The 19,879-nt window shown below is 44.6% G+C and carries 13 protein-coding genes, 1 tRNA gene and 1 pseudogene; 8 read left to right on the top strand and 7 right to left on the bottom strand.

The features are described from left to right. Window positions 1-293 precede the first annotated feature (293 nt). The gene (locus AAEY79_RS02045) at window positions 294-2,300 is read right to left on the bottom strand and encodes a mechanosensitive ion channel family protein (protein ID WP_352287040.1); all 2,007 of its coding nucleotides are present in this window, start codon (window positions 2,298-2,300) and stop codon (window positions 294-296) included. A gap of 144 nt (window positions 2,301-2,444) precedes the next feature. Next, window positions 2,445-3,905: a cysteine--tRNA ligase gene (gene cysS / locus AAEY79_RS02040; RefSeq protein WP_352287037.1), complete on the bottom strand. Its 1,461-nt coding sequence runs from the start codon at window positions 3,903-3,905 to the stop codon at window positions 2,445-2,447. A gap of 232 nt (window positions 3,906-4,137) precedes the next feature. On the opposite strand from cysS, the gene AAEY79_RS02035 reads away from it, so the two are divergent. Further along, window positions 4,138-4,776 carry a cob(I)yrinic acid a,c-diamide adenosyltransferase gene (locus AAEY79_RS02035; protein ID WP_025650684.1) on the top strand — a complete coding sequence of 213 codons (639 nt, stop codon included), beginning with the start codon at window positions 4,138-4,140 and terminating at the stop codon, window positions 4,774-4,776. Window positions 4,777-4,924: 148 nt separating this feature from the next. On the opposite strand, the gene AAEY79_RS02030 is transcribed toward AAEY79_RS02035, so the two are convergent. Continuing rightward, window positions 4,925-5,905 carry a hypothetical protein gene (locus tag AAEY79_RS02030; protein WP_350642932.1) on the bottom strand — a complete coding sequence of 327 codons (981 nt, stop codon included), beginning with the start codon at window positions 5,903-5,905 and terminating at the stop codon, window positions 4,925-4,927. A 427-nt stretch (window positions 5,906-6,332) separates the two neighbouring features. On the opposite strand from AAEY79_RS02030, the gene AAEY79_RS02025 reads away from it, so the two are divergent. From AAEY79_RS02025 to AAEY79_RS01995, 7 genes are all read left to right on the top strand, one after another. Beyond that, window positions 6,333-7,061, top strand: a complete 729-nt coding sequence (locus AAEY79_RS02025; protein ID WP_025650686.1) for a glycerophosphodiester phosphodiesterase — start codon at window positions 6,333-6,335, stop codon at window positions 7,059-7,061. 302 nt (window positions 7,062-7,363) lie between these two features. Then, entirely contained in the window at window positions 7,364-8,761 is a 1,398-nt protein-coding gene (locus tag AAEY79_RS02020; RefSeq protein WP_352287034.1) for a fatty acid desaturase, read from the top strand. Between the two features lie 289 nt (window positions 8,762-9,050). Further along, window positions 9,051-10,517, top strand: a complete 1,467-nt coding sequence (locus tag AAEY79_RS02015) for a protein adenylyltransferase SelO family protein (protein WP_352287031.1) — start codon at window positions 9,051-9,053, stop codon at window positions 10,515-10,517. Between the two features lie 354 nt (window positions 10,518-10,871). Continuing rightward, window positions 10,872-13,214 carry an NADP-dependent malic enzyme gene (locus AAEY79_RS02010; protein WP_173239345.1) on the top strand — a complete coding sequence of 781 codons (2,343 nt, stop codon included), beginning with the start codon at window positions 10,872-10,874 and terminating at the stop codon, window positions 13,212-13,214. Window positions 13,215-13,380: 166 nt separating this feature from the next. After that, a complete protein-coding gene (locus AAEY79_RS02005) occupies window positions 13,381-14,583 on the top strand; it encodes a tRNA nucleotidyltransferase (protein WP_350587830.1) in 1,203 nt (400 codons plus the stop codon). 33 nt (window positions 14,584-14,616) lie between these two features. Continuing rightward, on the top strand, window positions 14,617-15,423 hold the full coding sequence (locus AAEY79_RS02000) for a pteridine reductase (protein ID WP_350587829.1): 807 nt from the start codon (window positions 14,617-14,619) through the stop codon (window positions 15,421-15,423). Between the two features lie 83 nt (window positions 15,424-15,506). Further along, window positions 15,507-15,583, top strand: a tRNA-Ile gene (locus AAEY79_RS01995). A gap of 54 nt (window positions 15,584-15,637) precedes the next feature. On the opposite strand, the gene AAEY79_RS01990 is transcribed toward AAEY79_RS01995, so the two are convergent. The 4 genes and pseudogenes from AAEY79_RS01990 to AAEY79_RS01975 form a co-directional block, all read right to left on the bottom strand. Further along, entirely contained in the window at window positions 15,638-16,477 is an 840-nt protein-coding gene (locus tag AAEY79_RS01990) for an IS3 family transposase (protein ID WP_265088546.1), read from the bottom strand. After that, the gene (locus AAEY79_RS01985) at window positions 16,465-16,980 is read right to left on the bottom strand and encodes a helix-turn-helix domain-containing protein (protein WP_201577444.1); all 516 of its coding nucleotides are present in this window, start codon (window positions 16,978-16,980) and stop codon (window positions 16,465-16,467) included. Before AAEY79_RS01985 ends, AAEY79_RS01990 begins: the two co-directional genes overlap by 13 nt. 214 nt (window positions 16,981-17,194) lie before the next feature. Beyond that, window positions 17,195-18,154: pseudogene (locus AAEY79_RS01980) on the bottom strand (NAD(P)H-dependent flavin oxidoreductase). A gap of 63 nt (window positions 18,155-18,217) precedes the next feature. Next, on the bottom strand, window positions 18,218-19,858 hold the full coding sequence (locus AAEY79_RS01975; protein ID WP_201566079.1) for a long-chain-fatty-acid--CoA ligase: 1,641 nt from the start codon (window positions 19,856-19,858) through the stop codon (window positions 18,218-18,220). Window positions 19,859-19,879: the final 21 nt, after the last annotated feature.

Genomic DNA, 19,879 nt, shown 5'->3' with positions numbered 1-19,879 from the left:
TGAATCATAGAGCTTTAGATAATAAGCAATGTACCAGTTGTTATTTGTCATTAGATATTTTTTATCAGTAAACAAAGACACTGGAAAACAGCTATTGATTTATCAGTGGTAAGAAGACACAAATACTGCAACCTCTTATCTTTAATCGCTCAGTTATCCCTTAAAAATAACGCCATATTATAACAAATAAACAAGCAAATCGCATGCTTATTTGTTAGCTTATTTTAACATCAATAGTTTGTCTGTTTTTGCCACTTTGCTTGCTGTCCACTATACCTATTGACCGTTCCAACTTATACGCTAGTGTCTTTAAATATCAAGCGCTCAGCGGGGAGATAAGCTTGCTGTTCAGCATATAAATAACTTAACATCTGCTCGCGTACTTGACACTCCAACCGCCAAGCGTTGATAGGACTATCAGACGCTTGGCTACAGCGTAATTTTATGGTGTTTTCGGACACGGATACTGTATACATTTCAGGCTCAGTTTCACCGTCCCATAAGTCGTTCGCTTTGACCAGCTTGATATATTGTTGCCTGATTGCTTCGATATCAGCGCCATAGTCGACGTAGAGATAAATCACACAGGTTTGATGCGAGTCTGTATGCGACCAATTCTCTACGATTTCGGTGACGAAGTGGCGCATTGGAATAATCAACCGACGCTCATCCCAAGTCTGCAGAACCGCATAGGTATAGCCCAAATCCTCTATCGTCGTCCACTCACCTTCCATCATGACCGTATCACCAATACGCACTGGCTGAGTGATGGCAACCTGCATACCAGCAATGACATTACCCAATATCGGCTGAGCGGCGATACCGATAACGGCACCAGCAATACCTGCGGAAGTCAGCAAGGTCTTACCCAATCCTTGAATATTGGTGAACTCACTGAGGCCAATCCAAATACTACCAAGGATCATGACGAAGATAAAAATGCGGCGAAATATAGAAACGTAAGTACGGCGACGACGACCTTTATCAAACTGCTCGTCGCCTAGATTTTCAATCTGCAAATCTTTGTAGCGATTGGCAAAAAAATTAATCGCTCGAATACCCAGCCACAACGCGCTAAAGACCAATCCCACCCAAATGATCGGACGTGTCGATGAAGCGACCGCATCCAAGTAAGGAAAACCGCCCGATACCAAGGTAAATACCGAGGAAAAACTGATGGTAAAGGTCAAGGGTACCGTCAGCTTATTGACCAAATCTTCCACGCTATTATGGTGAACCGTACCCAGCCGATTGCCTTCTTTATCTCTAACATACCAATTAAGGAGCTTGCCTGCGCCTTTACTCAATAACCAGCCAACCCCCATGGTAAATGAGAAGAAGATAAGTAATGCTAAAAACTCCCAGATGGCGATACTAAATAACTGTAATTTTGTCCACGCCGGTAAATAACGCTCAAACTTTGCAGGATGATATTGCTCATAGAGGTTATCGATATTACCAACCGTTTGGGCAGAAAATATCCAAAAAGGCGCACTATCATCAATGCGCACACGCTCCAAATGTATCGGTACGCGACGTTCACGATAATCGATATAACCAAGCTGAATGGAGCGTCTAGGAATCCCTTGAATACTGTTGGTGCTGCCAAGCGGTGGCTCAATCAAACCATCAGGACGGTCTGGCAATTTATCAAAAACATAGAGTTTTTTTTCAACCAACAAAAAATCAAGCTGTTTGGCCAGCTCAATCGCCCGATTACGCTGCAACTTGTCATCAATGAGGTTCATATTGAGTGCATAAGCGGCCAAGTCATACTGCTGCTTCATGACGGCTGACTGAAAAAACTCTAATGTGGCAAGCGGCGTAGATAAATTCGGTGGTTCAGCTAACGGCGGCAATCCTGCATTTAGCTTGTTTAAGGAATAATAGCTTTCGTTATAATCACCAGTGAGACCAGTACCTCCTTGCAGTATGCCTGCCTGCTGCACGGCATCCTTGTCTAAAGGATTGAAGGTTTCTTCTGCAATATCTGAGACACTAATGCCGTCTTGTTTGAATTGATCAATTTTCTGCGCTGTATAATCTATCAGGTTTTCTGGCTTTGCCATCTCAGTATTTTTTGTAGTGTCTTGCCTATCAACTGTTGTATCGCTACCGGTTGCTGCAGTTGCTGGAATATAAAACACACTGCACAACATGACGAGCATACTGAGTAAAAATGTCAGTCCACTATGATGACGCACAACATTGTCATCGCTAGCAGAACCCTCAATAACATTAGCGTTATGATTGACGTTTTTAACGTGGGTCGTATTTAGAGAATTAAGGGAGTTTTGCATACGAAAAATCTTGGCCTCGGTGTGTTTCTAACCTAATGCAGTCTACAAAAAAAAGCCAGCGCAATGCTGACTTAATTTATTAGTTGACGTACTTTATTGTTGATAGCTTCTATATTCAGCAAAGCACTATTAAACACAGCACTATTAAGCACGGCGCCAAGTCGTACCAGCTCGGCTGTCTTCAAGCTCAATGCCCGCCGCTTTTAATTGTTCACGCACCTCATCGGCACGCGCAAAGTCTTTGTTGGCTTTAGCCTCTGCACGCTCAATGATTAGACCATCAATAGCCGCATCGCTTAAACCATTATCCGCTTGATCGCCAATGACAGCTTGCAAAAACTGTGATACTGGTTGCTGCAGAATATTTAATACCTGTGCCAAGGCTTTGAGCTGCTGCGCCAACTGCCATGCAGTATCTACCTCTTCAGCTTTGATCGCTTTATTGATATCACGGGCCAACCCGAACAAGACACTAATCGCCGTTGAACTATTAAAATCATCATTCATGGCTTTGATAAAATCTTGTCCAGCAGGGCTGCTGTAAGCGTCATTTATTAAAGAATCATTAATCGTCAATTCCTCACCTTTTTGCTGTTCAGCAACTTTGAGCGCTTGGTATAGTCTGCTTAGGCTATTATGAGCCTCATCTAACGCACTATCCGAGAAGTTCACTTGGCTACGGTAATGGCTGGATAATAAAAAGAAGCGCAGCGTTTCAGGATGAAAATGTGCAATAACATCACGAATTGTGGAAAAATTACCCAATGACTTAGACATTTTTTCGCCATCGACATTGATAAAGCCCACGTGCATCCAATTGCGGGCATATTCGCAGCCGGTTGCCGCTTCTGACTGGGCGATCTCATTTTCATGGTGTGGAAATTGTAAATCATGACCACCGCCATGGATATCAAAGGTATTGCCCAGGCACTTGGTCGACATCGCCGAGCATTCAATATGCCAACCTGGACGTCCTTGACCCCACGGTGATGCCCATTGCGGCTCATGAGGTTTAGCCGCTTTCCATAGGACAAAATCAAACGGGTTGCGTTTGTCGTTTTCGACATCAACGCGCGAGCCTGCCTGCATATCATCGAGATTACGTTTTGATAACTTACCATAATCTGCAAAGCTATCTACAGCATAATAGACATCGCCGTTATCGCCAGCATACGCATAATCGCCGGTAACTAACGTCTCAATCATTTGTTGCATCTCATCGATATGGTCAGTCGCACGCGGCTCGGTATTAGGCGTCAAGCAGCCAAGGGCTGAGAAGTCCTCATGCATTGCTTTAATAAAGCGCTCAGTCAATGCACTGATAGCCTCGCCGTTTTCATTCGCGCGCGCGATGATTTTGTCATCAATATCAGTGATATTGCGCACATAATTAACGTCATAACCTATTTGTGTTAGCCAACGTACTGCCATATCAAAGCCAATCATCATCCGCGCATGACCAATATGACAATAATCATAAACGGTCATGCCGCACACATACATACCTACTTGCCCGGCTTTAAGTGGTACAAACTGACGTTTACCGCCCGTCAGTGAATCATAAATGGCAAGCTGAGACATCGCATCGGCAAGAGGTGTGGTCATGGTATAAAAGCCTTTTAATTAGAACAAGATAGATAAATTGAGATGACGATAAAATATGAGTATCGTACTATTAGCCACTAACCGCGACTAATAAGATTATAAACTTGAAAGTTACCGCTTTATAAACGCTTTATAAAACTTAACCCATTATCTTAGCGAAATCGGCTGGAAAATACTACAATGAGCGCGCAACTAACCCTATTCAATGATAAAAACCGTTAAGGATGTAGAAATGGCCAATCGCTTAAGCAAAATATATACGCGCACCGGAGATGATGGTAGCACCGGTATGGCAGATGGCAGTCGCGTAAGTAAAGCCGACAATTTATTTAGCGTAATGGGCGATATCGATGAGCTCAACTCACACATCGGCTTGGTACGGGCACACTTAACACAAGCTACTGATAATGAAAACGCAAACCAACAACATCTGCCTGAACGCTTACAACAGCAAAAAGAGTTAGACTTTGCTCAAGCCTTGGTCATAATTCAGCATTTATTATTTAATATCGGCGGTGAGCTCGCCATGCCAGAATATGAAGGCGTTAATGCCAGCCATATTGAATGGCTAGAACAACAAATTGATGCGATGAACACAACTCTGCCACCGCTCAAGGACTTTATCTTGCCGACAGGCTCACTATTGGTCAGTCAACTACACGTCGCGCGTACGGTTTGCCGCCGCGCTGAGCGCCAAGCGGTACTATTGCAGCAAGAGCGTCCAGCAGCGATTCGCAGTACTGCCGTTAGCTTTATCAATCGCTTGTCTGATTGGTTGTTCGTTGCCGCGCGTTTTTGTACCGACCCTGCCCAAGTCTCTGAGGTGCTGTGGGACAATCAAGTCTTGCAAGATTTTGCTAATGATAAATAGTCACCCATAGCATAAAGGCAAATGATGTAGTTTTACTATAGCAATCCCACCTTATCCAAAAAGGTTAGTTCTATAAAAAAGCCCACTACGTTAATGTAGCGGGCTTTTTTATAGTTGTGTCACGTAGCAACTGCTGCGTTTTTATGACTTAATAAGTAGCACTGTCATCTTCAATGATGACCATATCAATGCTCTCATCATTAGGTACTAATTTTGGCGAGGTTTGGGTTGCCGGTTTTTTGGTGTCAGTGCTTGGCGCTGCTTGATTATTTTCTGTAGCACTGCTCTGACTGTTATTTTGGCTATTACTTGGATTGTTAATGGTCGGTGGCGTAGCAGGCTCAGCTGGACGAGCAGGGGCCGTCGGCGTCACAGTTCTTGGCTGACGGGTTGGCGCTGATTGATTGTTGTTATTATTGTTCTGTGCAGTGTCACGGCGACGCTCAGCCTGTTGAGCGGCACGCTGGGAACGTTGCTCATCAACTGCTGACTTAAATGCAGATCCTGCCATCACATCTGCCACCACAGTCAATAATGCCGGTTGTCCAGCAATACGGGTACGAACTTGACCACCTTGAGTACCGACGACATAAGTAAAGGCGTCGTCAACGAGCATATTATTATTGATACGAATATTGTTTTGCGCTAAGCGAGACTGCAAGCTTGGCTGGTTACCGGCCGCTTGTACTTGACTGGCCTGATACAAATCTTCGCTTGGCAGAGTCATGCTAACGCTTGCCTGACAAGTGGTCATGCCGTTGTTATTTGCTTCTTGTAAGATCGCTGCATTTTGTACGTCAATGACAATACCATTGATTTTGTCAGTGACAACACCACTATTTAGACTGATTTCTGCCTCATTGGCATAATTGGCAGCCAACGTTTGAGCCTGCTGATTGAGCGTGTTTTTTAGCGCGGATTTCAAGCGGTCTTGTACCATCGGATCATCACAACTGACGGCAGGCGTGATGACATTATCGTCAACTGCTGGCTGTTCTACTGTTGCCTCTGTCGTCTCAGCGTTATCGTCTTTATCTGAGCGATCACAACCTGTCACGGCCAAACCACATATCAGACTAATACCGGCGACGTGCTGCCATTTGATCCACTTGCTTTTTGTTGCGCTCATACTCAATTTGCTCCCAATTTACTAATTCTTACCGTCAGCGATGGACAGTATTTGACATTCAGATCGCAACACTTGCCGCGATAGATTTGAAAATCACATTATTATACGGTGTTTAAATGAGATGGTCATTAGTGTGACCCCTTGCTGTACAAATAATGTCTTACATTGTGCCCAAAACCTATGTTTGGTTGCAAAAACATAACAAATACATACTTATATCATCGCTAAGAATATTTAAACAAGGGCTTAATTCTAGCGGAAACTTGCAACAAACTATTCCTGAAACAACTTTCAAATATTAGCTTACTTTTCAATATCACAACCCTCTAAGACGGTATTTAATCCAAAACTATTTTGCAAATTTCGTTAGATTCTGTCGGTTGGACGCTATATCATTACTCGTAAAAATAGCCGACAGTTCCTCATTATGATAAATCTTAACAATACACTTTTACTCGGTCATCGCGGTGCGCGTGGTGAAGCAGTCGAGAATACCTTAGCAGGTTTTGAACACGCTCAACGTCTCAATCCTCAAGGTTTAGCAGGGGTTGAGTTTGATGTACAGTTGAGTGCGGATGAGCAATTAATCGTATTCCATGACGACAATCTACAACGCATGTGTGGTCAGCAATCGCGCATCGATCAATTAACGCTCGCTGAGATTCAGCGCTATCGTCAGGATAAACACCCACTTATTACTTTAGACCGCGCATATCAAGCATTGACCAATTTTAGCTATATAGAGCTTGAGATAAAGACTCATGAGCGTACCAATTACACGCAGTTGGTACATGCATTGACACGTAATCTCCTTGACACCCCGATTGCTAGCTTACCTATTGTCCTGACTAGCTTTGATGTCGAATTACACGCGCGGCTGCAACGCAATAAAACCTTACAACATATTCTGCGTGGCTTACTGATTCGCACCCCTAAAACTTTGCTAAGCGCACCACAAACTGCCCTGCAACTTGGCTGCGTCCAGCTAGGTATTCACTATCCATTGCTGACTCAAGCAGTCATTAAGCACTGTCATCGTTATCACCTGCCAGTCAGCGCGTGGACTGTCAATGATAGCGAGACGATTAAACAGCTTATTACGTGGCAAGTCGACGTCATCATTACCGATTATCCAACCTATTTTCTCACGCGCTAAGTAAGTGAACTTCTTACCTATCTTTTTGTCATATTTCAAAAAACTTGCTTGAAAATGGCTTAAAAAAGCCAGCTAATTAATTGGCTCGATAGTCATTTGTACGTTTTTATCGCACACATATTTATCTTTTTACTTACACTTTCACTTAATTGCTGATAAGTAAGGGATTGTTTGGGTTAATCACTACCATAACTCCTACAAGTTATTGTTATTTAGCAATATTTTTCTAGTGTATGACTGTTCACTTTACTAGTCTTTTAGGGTAATATGGAGGCTGAAATTAATATCATTAGGAATATTACATGATTGCTAAAAAAGTAATAGGCTTACCACTTAAGGGCTTGCGTTTTGCCATGAAGTCGGGTGATACGCTTATACAGCATGCTGGCACTCAGGCGCTGCGCGTGAAGACGTGGCTTGATACTGGCAAAAGCAAAACTGATGAGGCTGCCGATACGCAGTTTGCGACGACGAGCGGTTATAAAGATGCCAATGCAGTCGCTAACTATGAAGGTATCGATCCGCTTGAGCTTGAATTTCAAAAGTCGCCCATCAATCTGGTTCCAGCGATTTTTCTGATTACAACGCCTATTGCTGCTGCCGTCATTACGCCATGGTACTTGATGACCCATCAAGTTAGTGCGCCGGTTTGGGGCGTGTTTGGTGCCTTTATGGTGTGGACCGGTATTAGTATCACTGCAGGCTATCACCGCCTATTGTCGCATCGCGCTTATAAAGCCCATCCCTTGGTAAAAAACTTCCTATTACTTGGCTCAACCCTTGCGGTTCAAGGCTCTGCTTTTGACTGGGTATCGGGCCACCGTACGCATCATCGTCATGTTGATGACCGCATGGAAGATCCTTATTCAGCAAGACGTGGTTTTTGGTTCAGTCATATCGGTTGGATGTTACGCAATTATCCTAGCGGTCGCTTTGATTATAAAAACATTCCTGATTTGACCAAAGATAAAGTGCTACAGATTCAGCATAAATACTATGGTTTATGGGTACTGGCTACCAACGTTGCGATGGTTGCGGCAGTTGGTTGGTTAATCGGTGACGTTTGGGGCACGCTCGTATTGGCAGGTCTACTGCGCTTGGTATTGACCCACCACTTTACTTTCTTTATCAACTCGTTATGCCACATGTTTGGTACGCGTCCTTATACGGATACCAATAGTGCGCGCGATAACTTTTTCCTTGCTATCTTTACGTGGGGTGAGGGTTATCATAACTATCATCACTTCTTCCAATACGACTATCGTAATGGCGTGAAATGGTGGCAATATGATCCAACTAAATGGCTTATCTTGGGCTTATCTAAACTTGGGTTAACCAGTGAATTACGTACGGTTGACGACACCACCATTAAGCATGCTGAAGTACAAATGCAGTTCAAAAAGGCTCAACAGCAGATTGATAGTGCCACTGCGAACGGACTTGATATTCCGCATGCGATGAAGAGTTTCCAAGATCGTATCAAGTTTGAATTTGATGCATTCACCCAGACGGTAGAAGAATGGCAAGCGCTAAAAGCCAAAACTATTGAACTGAAAAAGACTGAGCTTGCTGACCGTTTGCATGAAGCTGAAGATACATTGAAAAATGATTATGCTAAGATTGAGCAAAAAATCCTTGAGCATAACAGTAATTTAAAGACAGCATTTCGCTCTATTGGTCAAAGTCCAAAAGCGGCATAAGCGTTTATAGATTTATTATCTTAGTTTTTATTGTACGTTTCTCCTGCCCTCTATCTGTAAAGATAGGGGGCTTTTTTCGGCCATGAGTTGTGCGCTACTCGTTTACGCACTTATTATTTTTGCTCGCTCACTGTTTATACATCAATTACAAGAGATGGACAGAGTGAAACGCGGCATTATTAAGGCTATGCTATAGTAAGTTTATTACTCTCTTTACACGCTTTCATTACTCGCTTTTAACCTTAAGTTTTTATATTAAAAACCTATACCTTTATATCGGAACGCACCTATGCGCTATCAAAATACTTACGTCACGTTAGATACTCGCCTTTATCATGAGCAGCAGCCGACACCGCTTGACAATCCGCGCGCTGGTCACTTTAACACCGAAGTTGCCAAGCAATTAGGCTGGCTCGATGACGATGAGCTGATGGCGCGTTGGGTTAAGATATTGGGTGGTCAATACGTGCCAGCTGAGTTTCGACCGCTGTCGATGGCCTATGCCGGTCACCAGTTCGGACAGTGGGCGGGGCAATTGGGTGATGGGCGCGGTTTACTGATGGCGCAAGTGCTGGATAATAATGATAAATTGCAAGATTTGCATTTAAAGGGCATTGGTCTGACCCCCTACTCTCGCATGGGCGATGGGCGCGCGGTGTTACGTAGTACCATTCGCGAGTATTTATGCGGCCATGCCCTCACTCAGCTGGGTATCCCGTCTTCCAATGCCTTGGGGTTTGTGGTCTCAGATACTCGGGTACGCCGCGAGCGTATGGAAACGGGCGCGGCATTGATGCGGGTGGCTGACAGTCATATTCGCTTGGGTCACGTTGAGTGGATTGCCAGCTTCGCCCCTGATTTACTCAATGAATTTACCGATTATATGATTGATACGTACTATCCAGAGTGCCGCCAAAGCGAGACACCCGTGTTGGCATTTTTGACCGCCGTGGTTGAGCGTACCGCACGGATGATTGCGGACTGGCAGCTAATCGGCTTTGCTCATGGCGTGATGAATACCGATAACTTATCCATTACAGGAAGCACTTTAGACTTTGGGCCGTTTGGCTTTATGGAGCGCTTCGATCCGGCGTGGATCAATAACCACTCTGACCATACTGGGCGTTACGCTTATCAGAATCAGCCCGCTATTGGACATTGGAATCTCAATACTTGGCTACCGCATTTTATGCGCCTAGAGGGAGTTACCCGCGACACGTTGGCTGACTGCTTAGCGCCTTACGAGGCGACCTTTATGCAGCACTACCAACAGGGACTGTGCCGTAAGCTCGGTCTGCCGCACGAAAAAGAAAGCTTAACCTTGGCCTTTGAGTGGCTTACCTTGCTCGAAGATAACTTACTCGATTATACCAATAGCTTCCGAGCATTATTGGCTCTCGTAGCGCCAGATGATTATTCTCATGAGCAGCAGCTACTGTCTACCCTGACGGCAGAGCTCACCGATGAAGCAAGTAAAGTTTGGCAAGATTGGTCGACGCGCTATCTGGCCCAGTTACAGTCAGTGTCTGTCAAACAAGCGCTTGATAGCATGCGAGAGAATAATCCCGTTTACGTGCTGCGTAATAGCATGGCTCAGCGTGCCATTACTGCCGCTGAACAAGGTCAATTTGAAGAAGTTAATCGGGTGTTCGAGCTACTTGCCAACCCTTATAATGTCCAAGATATCGCTATCGAACTGGATAGTAAGCCGCCTACGCCTCATGCACCGCAAATGCCGATTAGTTGTTCGTCTTAATAAGCCTGCTATACTGTAATATGATGAAACATAATAGGATTGGGGTTGATATTCAACCCCAATCTTTGGCATTATCAACGGGCTAAATGATGAATATCATTTAATTATATTATTCGCATAATTCACAGCTGTTGACTAGGCAGTGAAATGCCAATGATGCTAGAATGACTATTTTGCAGGATTGCTTTTTTTCGCTGCTATCTAAGCGCCGATACTTATCTTTTGCCGATACTTATTTTTTTAGTGTGACTTTACCCTCTTCTCATCATATTGCATGGTTTTTTGAGGGTTAGGCGTTAGTTTTTTTTATCACCATTTAATCTATTCCAATTTATTCCAACCATGGCAATTATTATGAATGACGATATCACTTTGAATACGGATAACCCTACTACGGAAAAAGAGCAGTTTGAACAAGCTGCCCTCCATTACCATGAGTTCCCAAGACCGGGTAAAATCTCAGTTACACCTATCAAGCAATTGGCCAACCAACGTGATTTGGCACTCGCCTATTCACCAGGTGTTGCCATACCCTGTCTTGAAATTCAAAGAGACCCAGCCTTAGCTGCCAAATATACCGCGCGTAGCAACTTGGTCGGCGTCATCACCAATGGTACTGCCGTACTGGGTCTAGGTAATATCGGGCCATTGGCGTCAAAACCAGTGATGGAAGGTAAAGGCGTTCTATTCAAAAAGTTTGCAGGTATCGATGTTTTTGATATTGAAATTGCCCAAAACGATCCAGATAAATTCATCGAAGCCGTCGCTTCTCTTGAGCCAACATTTGGTGGTATTAACTTAGAAGACATCAAAGCACCAGAATGCTTCAAAATCGAACGTGAATTGCGTAAACGCATGAACATTCCTGTATTCCATGACGATCAACATGGTACTTCAATCATTGTTGCCGCTGCCATGCTCAATGCGTTGATTATCACTGACAAAAAAATTGAAGATATCAAAGTCGTCTGTTCAGGTGCTGGCGCAGCAGCAATCTCTTGCTTAGATATTATTTGCGCACTTGGCGTCAATAAAGACAATATCATTGTCTCAGATTCGCGCGGTATCATTAGCACCAGCCGTGAAAACCTTGATGAAACGAAGCAACGCTACGCTCGTGACACGACCGCCACTACTATCGATGAAGTGATGGATGATGTCGATATGTTCCTTGGGCTATCCATGCCAGGAATTTTATCAGAAGATATGGTTCGTCGCATGGCAAAAGACCCTATTGTCTTTGCCCTTGCCAACCCGACACCAGAAATTATGCCAGAGTTGGCACATGCTGTGCGTCCAGACGTCATTATGGCAACTGGTCGCTCGGATTATCCAAACCAAGTCAACAATGCCTTATGTTTCCCCTACATCTTCCGTGGAGCATTAGACGTCGGTGCCACAACTGTCAATGAAGAGATGAAAGTTGCCTGTGTACGTGCGATTGCTGCCATGGCGCACGTTGAAGCGACACCGACCACAAACGTTAGAAACATCGAATCGATGAAAAGTTTTGGTCGTGACTACTTAATCCCAGGTCCACTAGAGCCAAACTTAATCATTGAAATCGCTTCTGCGGTTGCCAAAGCGGCGATGGATTCCGGCGTTGCCACGCTCCCTATCACAGATCTTGCGGCGTATCGTCAACGTCTGTCTGAGTTTGTCTATAACTCAGCCTTTGTCATGAAGCCTATTTTTGCTCGTGCCAAAGCCGCACCAAAACGCATTGTTTATTGTGAAGGCGAAGACAATAACATCTTACTTGCGGTTCAGGTCGTCGTCGACGAAGAACTGGCGCAACCTATCTTGGTTGGTCGTCCTTCAGTTATCGAAGCCAATATCGAAAAACTGGGCTTGCGTCTAAAAGATGGCGTGAACATCACTATCGTCAATCAAGATGACGACCCACGCTATAAAGAGTACTGGCAGGGTTATTATGAGAAGAACAAGCGTAAAGGCGTTAGTATTGAACTTGCCCGCCGTGATGTTCGTCGCAAGACCACATTAATCGGCTCACTATTGGTCGAAAATGGCGATGCCGATGGTATGATATGTGGTACGTTTAGCCATTATCAATTGCATTTAGACTACGTACAAAGCGTCATTGGCAAAAAAGAAGGCGTCAAAGATTTTTATGCGATGAATGCCGTACTTATGCAAGATCGCAATATTTTTATCGCTGACACTTATATCCATGAAGATCCAACAGCTGAACAACTGGCTGAAATGACCGTTCTGGGCGTTAATCAATTACGCCGCTTTGGGATCACGCCACGTGTTGCGCTCGTATCACATTCTAACTTTGGTACCTCAAACCGTGCCAGCGCGGTCAAAATGCGTAAAGTGTATCAATTACTAACCGATATGAATGTTGATTTTGATTTTGAAGGCGAGATGCAAGGTGATGCTGCTCTGAACGAAGCGATTCGTCTAGAAGATATGCCATCAAGCCCATTAAAAGGTGCCGCAAACTTGCTTATCTTGCCAACGCTTGATTCAGCAAACATCGCCTTTAACCTGCTCAAAACAGCAACTGGTAGCGCCTCTATTGGTCCTATTTTGCTCGGTGCGAATAAACCAGTCCATATCCTAACGCCATCAGTTACCGCTCGTCGTGTGGTCAACATGACTGCGCTTGCCGTGACGGAAGCTCAAGATCTAGAGAATGAAGCTCAGGATTTAAAGGACGAAGCTCAATGATAGTATGAGTGCACTATTGAGACTGTCGCTATAATTTATTTATCGCGACGGTCTGCTATACTAAAACCAGTCAACGCTTTTAATAAAGCATTGACTGGTTTTTTTTGCTCAGTACCACTTCTATTCATGCTATGAATGCCAATTGGGTCAATACCTAGGGAATATTATGCAAGTTTATCTCGTCGGCGGCGCAGTACGTGATCGACTGTTAGGTCGTCCTATCAAAGACAAAGACTTCGTCGTCGTTGGGGCGACAGTAGCTGAGATGATAGCTGCTGGGTTTCAACAAGTCGGCGCAGATTTTCCTGTGTTTTTGCACCCTACCAGTCATGAAGAGTATGCGCTAGCTCGTACCGAACGTAAGCAAGGTCAAGGCTATCAAGGCTTTAATGTTCATGCCAGTCCTGATATCAGCTTAAAAGACGATCTACAACGTCGCGACTTGACCGTCAATGCCATGGCAATCGAAGTTACTAGCCTCACTGACGCCACCCCTATCAGTGGCGAAGTGGTCGATTACTATGGTGGACTGGATGATATAAAAAGCAAAACCCTACGTCATGTCTCTAGTGCTTTTAGCGAAGACCCATTGCGTGTTCTGCGAGTCGCGCGCTTTTATGGACGGTATTATGACTTGGGCTTTATCATCGCTGGCGAAACACTGGAATTGATGCGTCAGTTGGTCAGCTCGGGCGAACTAACACATTTAAGTAGCGAGCGCATTTGGCAAGAATCGAGCCGTGCAATGATGCAGGTCTCTCCTCAGGTATACTGGCAGCAACTGTTCGAAATCGATGCTTTAACAGAATACTTTGCGCCCTTACATCAGACGTGGAGCATTAACGGTCACATAAGAGAGACGGTACAGACCGCACTATATTTCGCGGGTCAAATGCAATTGAACTTATCACAACGCTGGGCGTTATTACTGTCGAGCCTTAATCCGGCGTTATTCGGTTTAGTACCCAGTGAAACGATGTCTGCCACAAAAGCCATTACTGAAATAGGCAACACCGCCAAAATACCAAAAGCCCAAACTCAGTTTGCGACTTTATTCGTGCAACAAGGCGAAAAATTAAAGCGTATAAACGAGTTGAGCCCGAGCGAAAAAATAGACCTTATTCAAGCCTGTAGTGCTCATAAAGAGCCTGATAAGCTCTCGCAACTGCTAGTAACCAGTCACGTGTTACAGCTCGCCTCTCAGCACCGTGAGATGATGTTAGCTCTAGGCAGCTTCCATGCTATTGGCGTCAAAGATATCGAATCAGACCTCAAAGGTCCAGCGATTGGTGCTGCATTGCGACAAGCCAGAATTGAACACTTACAAGCGCACGATATGTCATCAATACCCTCTGAAAAGATGGCTTAGAAATCACTCTTCAATGTCTATTAAAACCTAACTATGAATCAAAAACTTAAGATATCTTTAGCAGAAAATACTGTTGCACCAGTGATGCTGGTGACTGGCAGCGCCAAGCGTATTGGTGCCGCTATTATTCGTGCCGCACACTATCAGGGCTATCGGGTGATTATCCATTGTCATCATAGTAAGAATGCAGCAAATACCCTAGCCAATGAGCTAAATGAAAATCGAGCCGATAGTGCCGTGGTAATCGTCGCTGATTTGGCAATCATTAATGACAGCTCGGCTCTTAGCCAGTTCATCCAAAATATCATAGGAAGTTTTGGTCAGCTCGATGTGCTGGTACATAATGCGTCACGGTTTTATCCGAGTCCGCTTGGTAGTATCGAAAACGCGCAATGGGACGAATTGTTTTTGACTAATGCAAAAGCGCCCTTACTATTAAGCCAAGCGTTATATCCCTATCTTAAAGCACGGCAAGGTTGCATCATTAGCCTACTCGATATCCATGCACACAATAAGCCATTCAGCACTTATACCATCTATAACATGGCGAAAGCCGCTCACCGAATGATGGTACAATCTCTCGCACTCGATATGGCACCTGATGTACGTGTCAATGGCGTTGCCCCTGGAGTCAATATTTTGCCTGAGACTGATAGCGATCAAGCGCTTGATGATGAGCAACAACAAAGCATCGTTAGCTCCATTCCCATGCAAAGAATAGGAATGCCTGATGAAATTGCACATTGCGTGCTATATTTGGCTAAAGCAAGTTATGTAACCGGCGAGATAGTCGCGGTAGATGGTGGACGTAGTTTGACGCTGGCCGGTGGCAGTTATTAACAAGCCGTCAAATACTCTACGCGATTTGCTAACTTTTACTTGAAAAATAAAAAAAATCAGGTATCATTGTGCGTCTACCGTTAGGGCCCATAGCTCAGTTGGTTAGAGCAGAGGACTCATAATCCTTTGGTCGTAGGTTCAAGTCCTACTGGGCCCACCAAATTTAAACCCTTACAGTCATTGTGAACTGACCCCCGAAACTTGGACGGTTTAATTAAAGATAGTACTGAGCTCTGTATTGTACAGGGCTCAGTCCTTTTAGTTTAAGCTGAATTCTCTCATGATTATAATAATGCATATACTCATGAATCTGTTTCTCTAAATCTTCAATGGTTTTCGGCTTCTTAATATAAATCGTCTCACACTTTAAAGACCCAAAGAAGCTTTCCATCAATGCATTATCTAAACAGTTCCCTTTTCGGCTCATACTTTGCTTAATGTTATTCTCTTTAAGCGTATTCGCAAACGCTTTCATCTGATAATGCCATCCTTGATCTGAATGCAGCGTGAGCTGCTCGGTGCGCTTTGTTGGTATGCCCTTAAGCGCACGATCAAGCATCTGTTTGACCAAGTCATATACCGGTCGTTTTGATAGCTGGTAGCTGACAATCTCATTATTAAAGCAGTCAAGTATCGGTGACAGGTACAGCTTGTCATCGCCGACTTTAAATTCAGTAATGTCTGTCAGCCATCTGCGATTGGGCGCACCCGCCCGAAACTTGCGCTTGACTCTATTCTTAGCAATGACGCCGCACGCTCCTTTATAGGATCGGTACCTTTGTCGTCTGATTCTCGCTGTCAGCTTAAGCTGTCCCATCAGCCGTGCAATCAGTTTGTGGTTATGAATGAGACCCTCATTCTTAAGGGTTTGGGTGATTCGACGGTAGCCATACCGACCTTTATGCTGATGATAGATGTCACTAATACGCTGTTTAAGATCGGCGTATTTATCTTGACTACTAAGACTCGCCCTACGGTAGTAGAAACTACTCCGCGCAAGCTTTGCTATGCTGAGTAAGTCAGATAACGTGTGCTTTAGTCTCAATCCTTCGATGAGCCTTGCTTTGTCGCGGCTTGTTCCCTTTCCCGAAGCAAGGCATCGAGCTTTTTTAGATAGGCATTCTCCGCTCGTAGATATGCGTTTTCACGTTTGAGCTCTGCTAGTGTCTTTTCATTATCGGGTTTGTCTGTGATAGGAGAGGTCATGGGATGACTACCTTTATATTTGGATGTGAGTCCAGACATACCATGGAGCCTGTAAGCTTTATGCCAGTGGCTAATAAGCGCAGGTGAGCTGATATTAAACCTAAGGGCAGTTTCAGATTGGCTTAATCCTTCTGCTAACATCACAGCGATCACTTTATACTTAAAGTCGCTACTGTATTTAGTTTTATTAGTCTTAGGTTTGATGGCGTCTATACCACTATGCTGATACTGCTGAACCCACTTAGATACCATTTTGTTATCAAGTCCAAACTTCTCACCTGTCGCACCGCTACTATGTCCTTGACGGTAGTATGCTATGACTTTGATCTTAAAGTCTATGTCGTATTTCATAAAATAACCCCCAGAAGTTGTGTCCAACTTATGGGGGTCAGTTCATTAGGCTTGAAGGGTTTTTTTGTTGTCTAAGTTTTCGGAAAATCCCTACATGCTATTACTTGCATAGCATGTAGGGATTAGGTATGAATTTTAACTTTCTCAGGTGATGTTGTTAATATCAGGGTTTACCATTATTCAAACAAATTAATATGGCTTAACTTTATAGATTTTACTTCATCCAGCTTGAAGCAACAGATAAGCGCTCACCACACTCAGCGACGATACGTTCAATGAGCTCGGCACAAGTAGGGATATCGTCGATAAGACCGACAACTTGACCTGCGGTGATAACCCCGTTATCCACCTCTCCTGAATTCAGTGCGGCTTGACCACGCGCACCAGCGACTAGCGGACGTATCTCAGCAAATTCAACGCCGCCTTCTTGATACTCCATTGAGACAACTTCATCTGAAATAGCGTTTTTGAGGACGCGGACCGTGTTATTTAGGCTTCTAAAAATAAGGCGAGTATCACGCTCTGAGGCGTTGACTAACGCTTGCTTAATATTATCATGCATGGGCGCCTCGACAGTGGCACAAAAGCGCGTGCCCATGTTGATGCCTTCTGCACCCAATACTAAAGCGGCGGCCCGATACCGCCAGAGGCGATGACAGGGATTGATAGCTGTTTGACGGCAGCTGGGATGAGCACCAAGCCACCGATATCTTCCTCTCCTGAGTGACCAGCACACTCGAACCCATCAATAGATATTATATCGACACCGTGGCGCTCAGCAGATAAAGCATGACGAACCGACACACATTTATGGATAGTAATTAAGTTGGCCGCTTTGGGTTTTGCCATAAAGTCTCTGGGATTATTGCCAGCGATTTCTAAAATCTTGACCCCACTTTCGATAATGGCGTCCATATACTCATCGTAAGGCGGCGGATTGATAGTAGGATAAATGGTTAAATTAACGCCAAAGGGCTTATCCGTCATCTCACGGCAACGGGCAATCTCTTTGGTCAGCGCTTCAGGCGTCGGCATCGTGAGGGCGGTAACCATGCCTAAACCGCCAGCATTTGATACAGCGAGCGGCCGCCATGTCCGCAGTGCCCACCCACATCATGCCGCCTTGGATAATAGGGTATTTAATATTGAGCATTTCGGTGATTCTGGTTTTCATAACAAGTCCATTTAGAGTTTATAAATATATATTGATACTAGGGAAACTAGCGCTTCACTTTAATTAATCGATCAAACCGCGCTCAATGAGATGATTTTCATACTGTTCACGCATATCCTTTTTGAGCATTTTTCCAGTGCCATTCAGCGGAACAGTGTCTACAAAGACTACGGCGTCCGGAAGCTGCCATTTTGCAAGCTTTCCCTCATAATGAGCGATTAAGGCCTCCTCTGTTAACTCCTCGCCAACTGCTAATTGAGCAATAATTATTGGACGCTCATCCCATTTTGGATGCTTAGCGCCGATGACCGCTGCCATAGCCACCGCCGGATGCGACATAGCAATATCCTCTAGCTCTACTGAGGATATCCACTCACCACCTGATTTTATTAAGTCTTTCGCACGGTCGCGAATGCTTAGATAACCGTCCTCATTGATGGTTGCAATGTCACCCGTATCAAACCAACCGTCAGCCTCAAGTGCCGACTCTGCACTATTGAAATAACTATCGACAATCCAATATCCTCGAATTTGTAGATTGCCTGAGGTTTTACCATCATTAGGCAGTAGCTTATTGTTCTGATCCTTATCAACAAGACGAATCTCCACTCCAAATGGCGGACGACCCTGCGACAGACGCGTCTTTAGCTTATCGTCTGCTGATAACTCGCTATGTTTGGCTTTGAGCTGATTGGCGGTCCCTAGTGGACTGGTCTCCGTCATACCCCACGCATGTAAGGTCTCGCAATCAAACTCATCACGAAAAGCTTTAATCATGGACGATGGACAAGCTGAACCACCAACGACGTTACGTTTAAGGCTAGGCAGCTTAGTCCCCGTCTCTTTGGCCGCTGCTAGTAAGGTTTGCCAAATAGTCGGTACGCCAACCGCCACATTGACCTTATACTCATCGATCATATTGGCCAAACTGTGTCCATCTAAATTTGGCCCTGGTAGCACCACTGAGGTCCCAATCATCGCCGCCGCATAAGGCAAACCCCATGCATTGGCATGAAACATCGGTACTACAGGCAACACGATATCTTGTGACGATAAATTCATTGAATCAGGTAAGCTGGCCGCGAAGCTATGTAGCACCGTACTACGATTGGTATATAACACGCCTTTAGGATTGCCCGTGGTACCTGAGGTGTAGCATAGCGAGCTTGGTGCATTTTCATCAAGCTCAGGCCATTTATAGTCATCTGACTCTTCATCTATCAGCTCATCATAGAATAGAACATTAGGGAGTTGCGCTCTGACCTCTTCGTCAGCCGCGGTCATACAAATGAAATGCTTAACCGTGTGCAGATGGTCTTTAACCCCTAATACCAGCGGTAAAAACGTCTTTTCGAAAAACAGCACTTGATCCTCAGCATCATTAACAACATAGATAATTTGCTGCGGAAATAAACGTGGATTGATGGTATGACATACCATGCCGGAGCCGGACACCCCATACCATATCTCAAGATGACGACGGTTATTCCATGCGATGGTCGCTAAGCGATCGCCCTGCTCTATGCCCAGCTTGGCTAAAGCGTTTGCGAGGCGCTTACTGTTATTATGTATCGTTTTCCAATCAGTATGAGTCGTACTACCATCAGTCTCACGCGAATAAATCGGTGTATCACCATGGTAATCGGCAGCGTGTTCAATCAAATGGCTAATCAACAATGGCCGTTGCATCATGTGTCCGAGCATACTTTTCATACTTTCTTCCTT

It is taken from the genome of Psychrobacter sp. GW64-MNA-CIBAN-0177, assembly GCF_040309585.1.
GTDB classification, from domain to species: Bacteria; Pseudomonadota; Gammaproteobacteria; order Pseudomonadales; family Moraxellaceae; genus Psychrobacter; species Psychrobacter okhotskensis.
The sequence above is the reverse complement of the archived record's forward strand: the minus strand, read 5'-3'. Positions and strand labels throughout refer to the sequence as shown.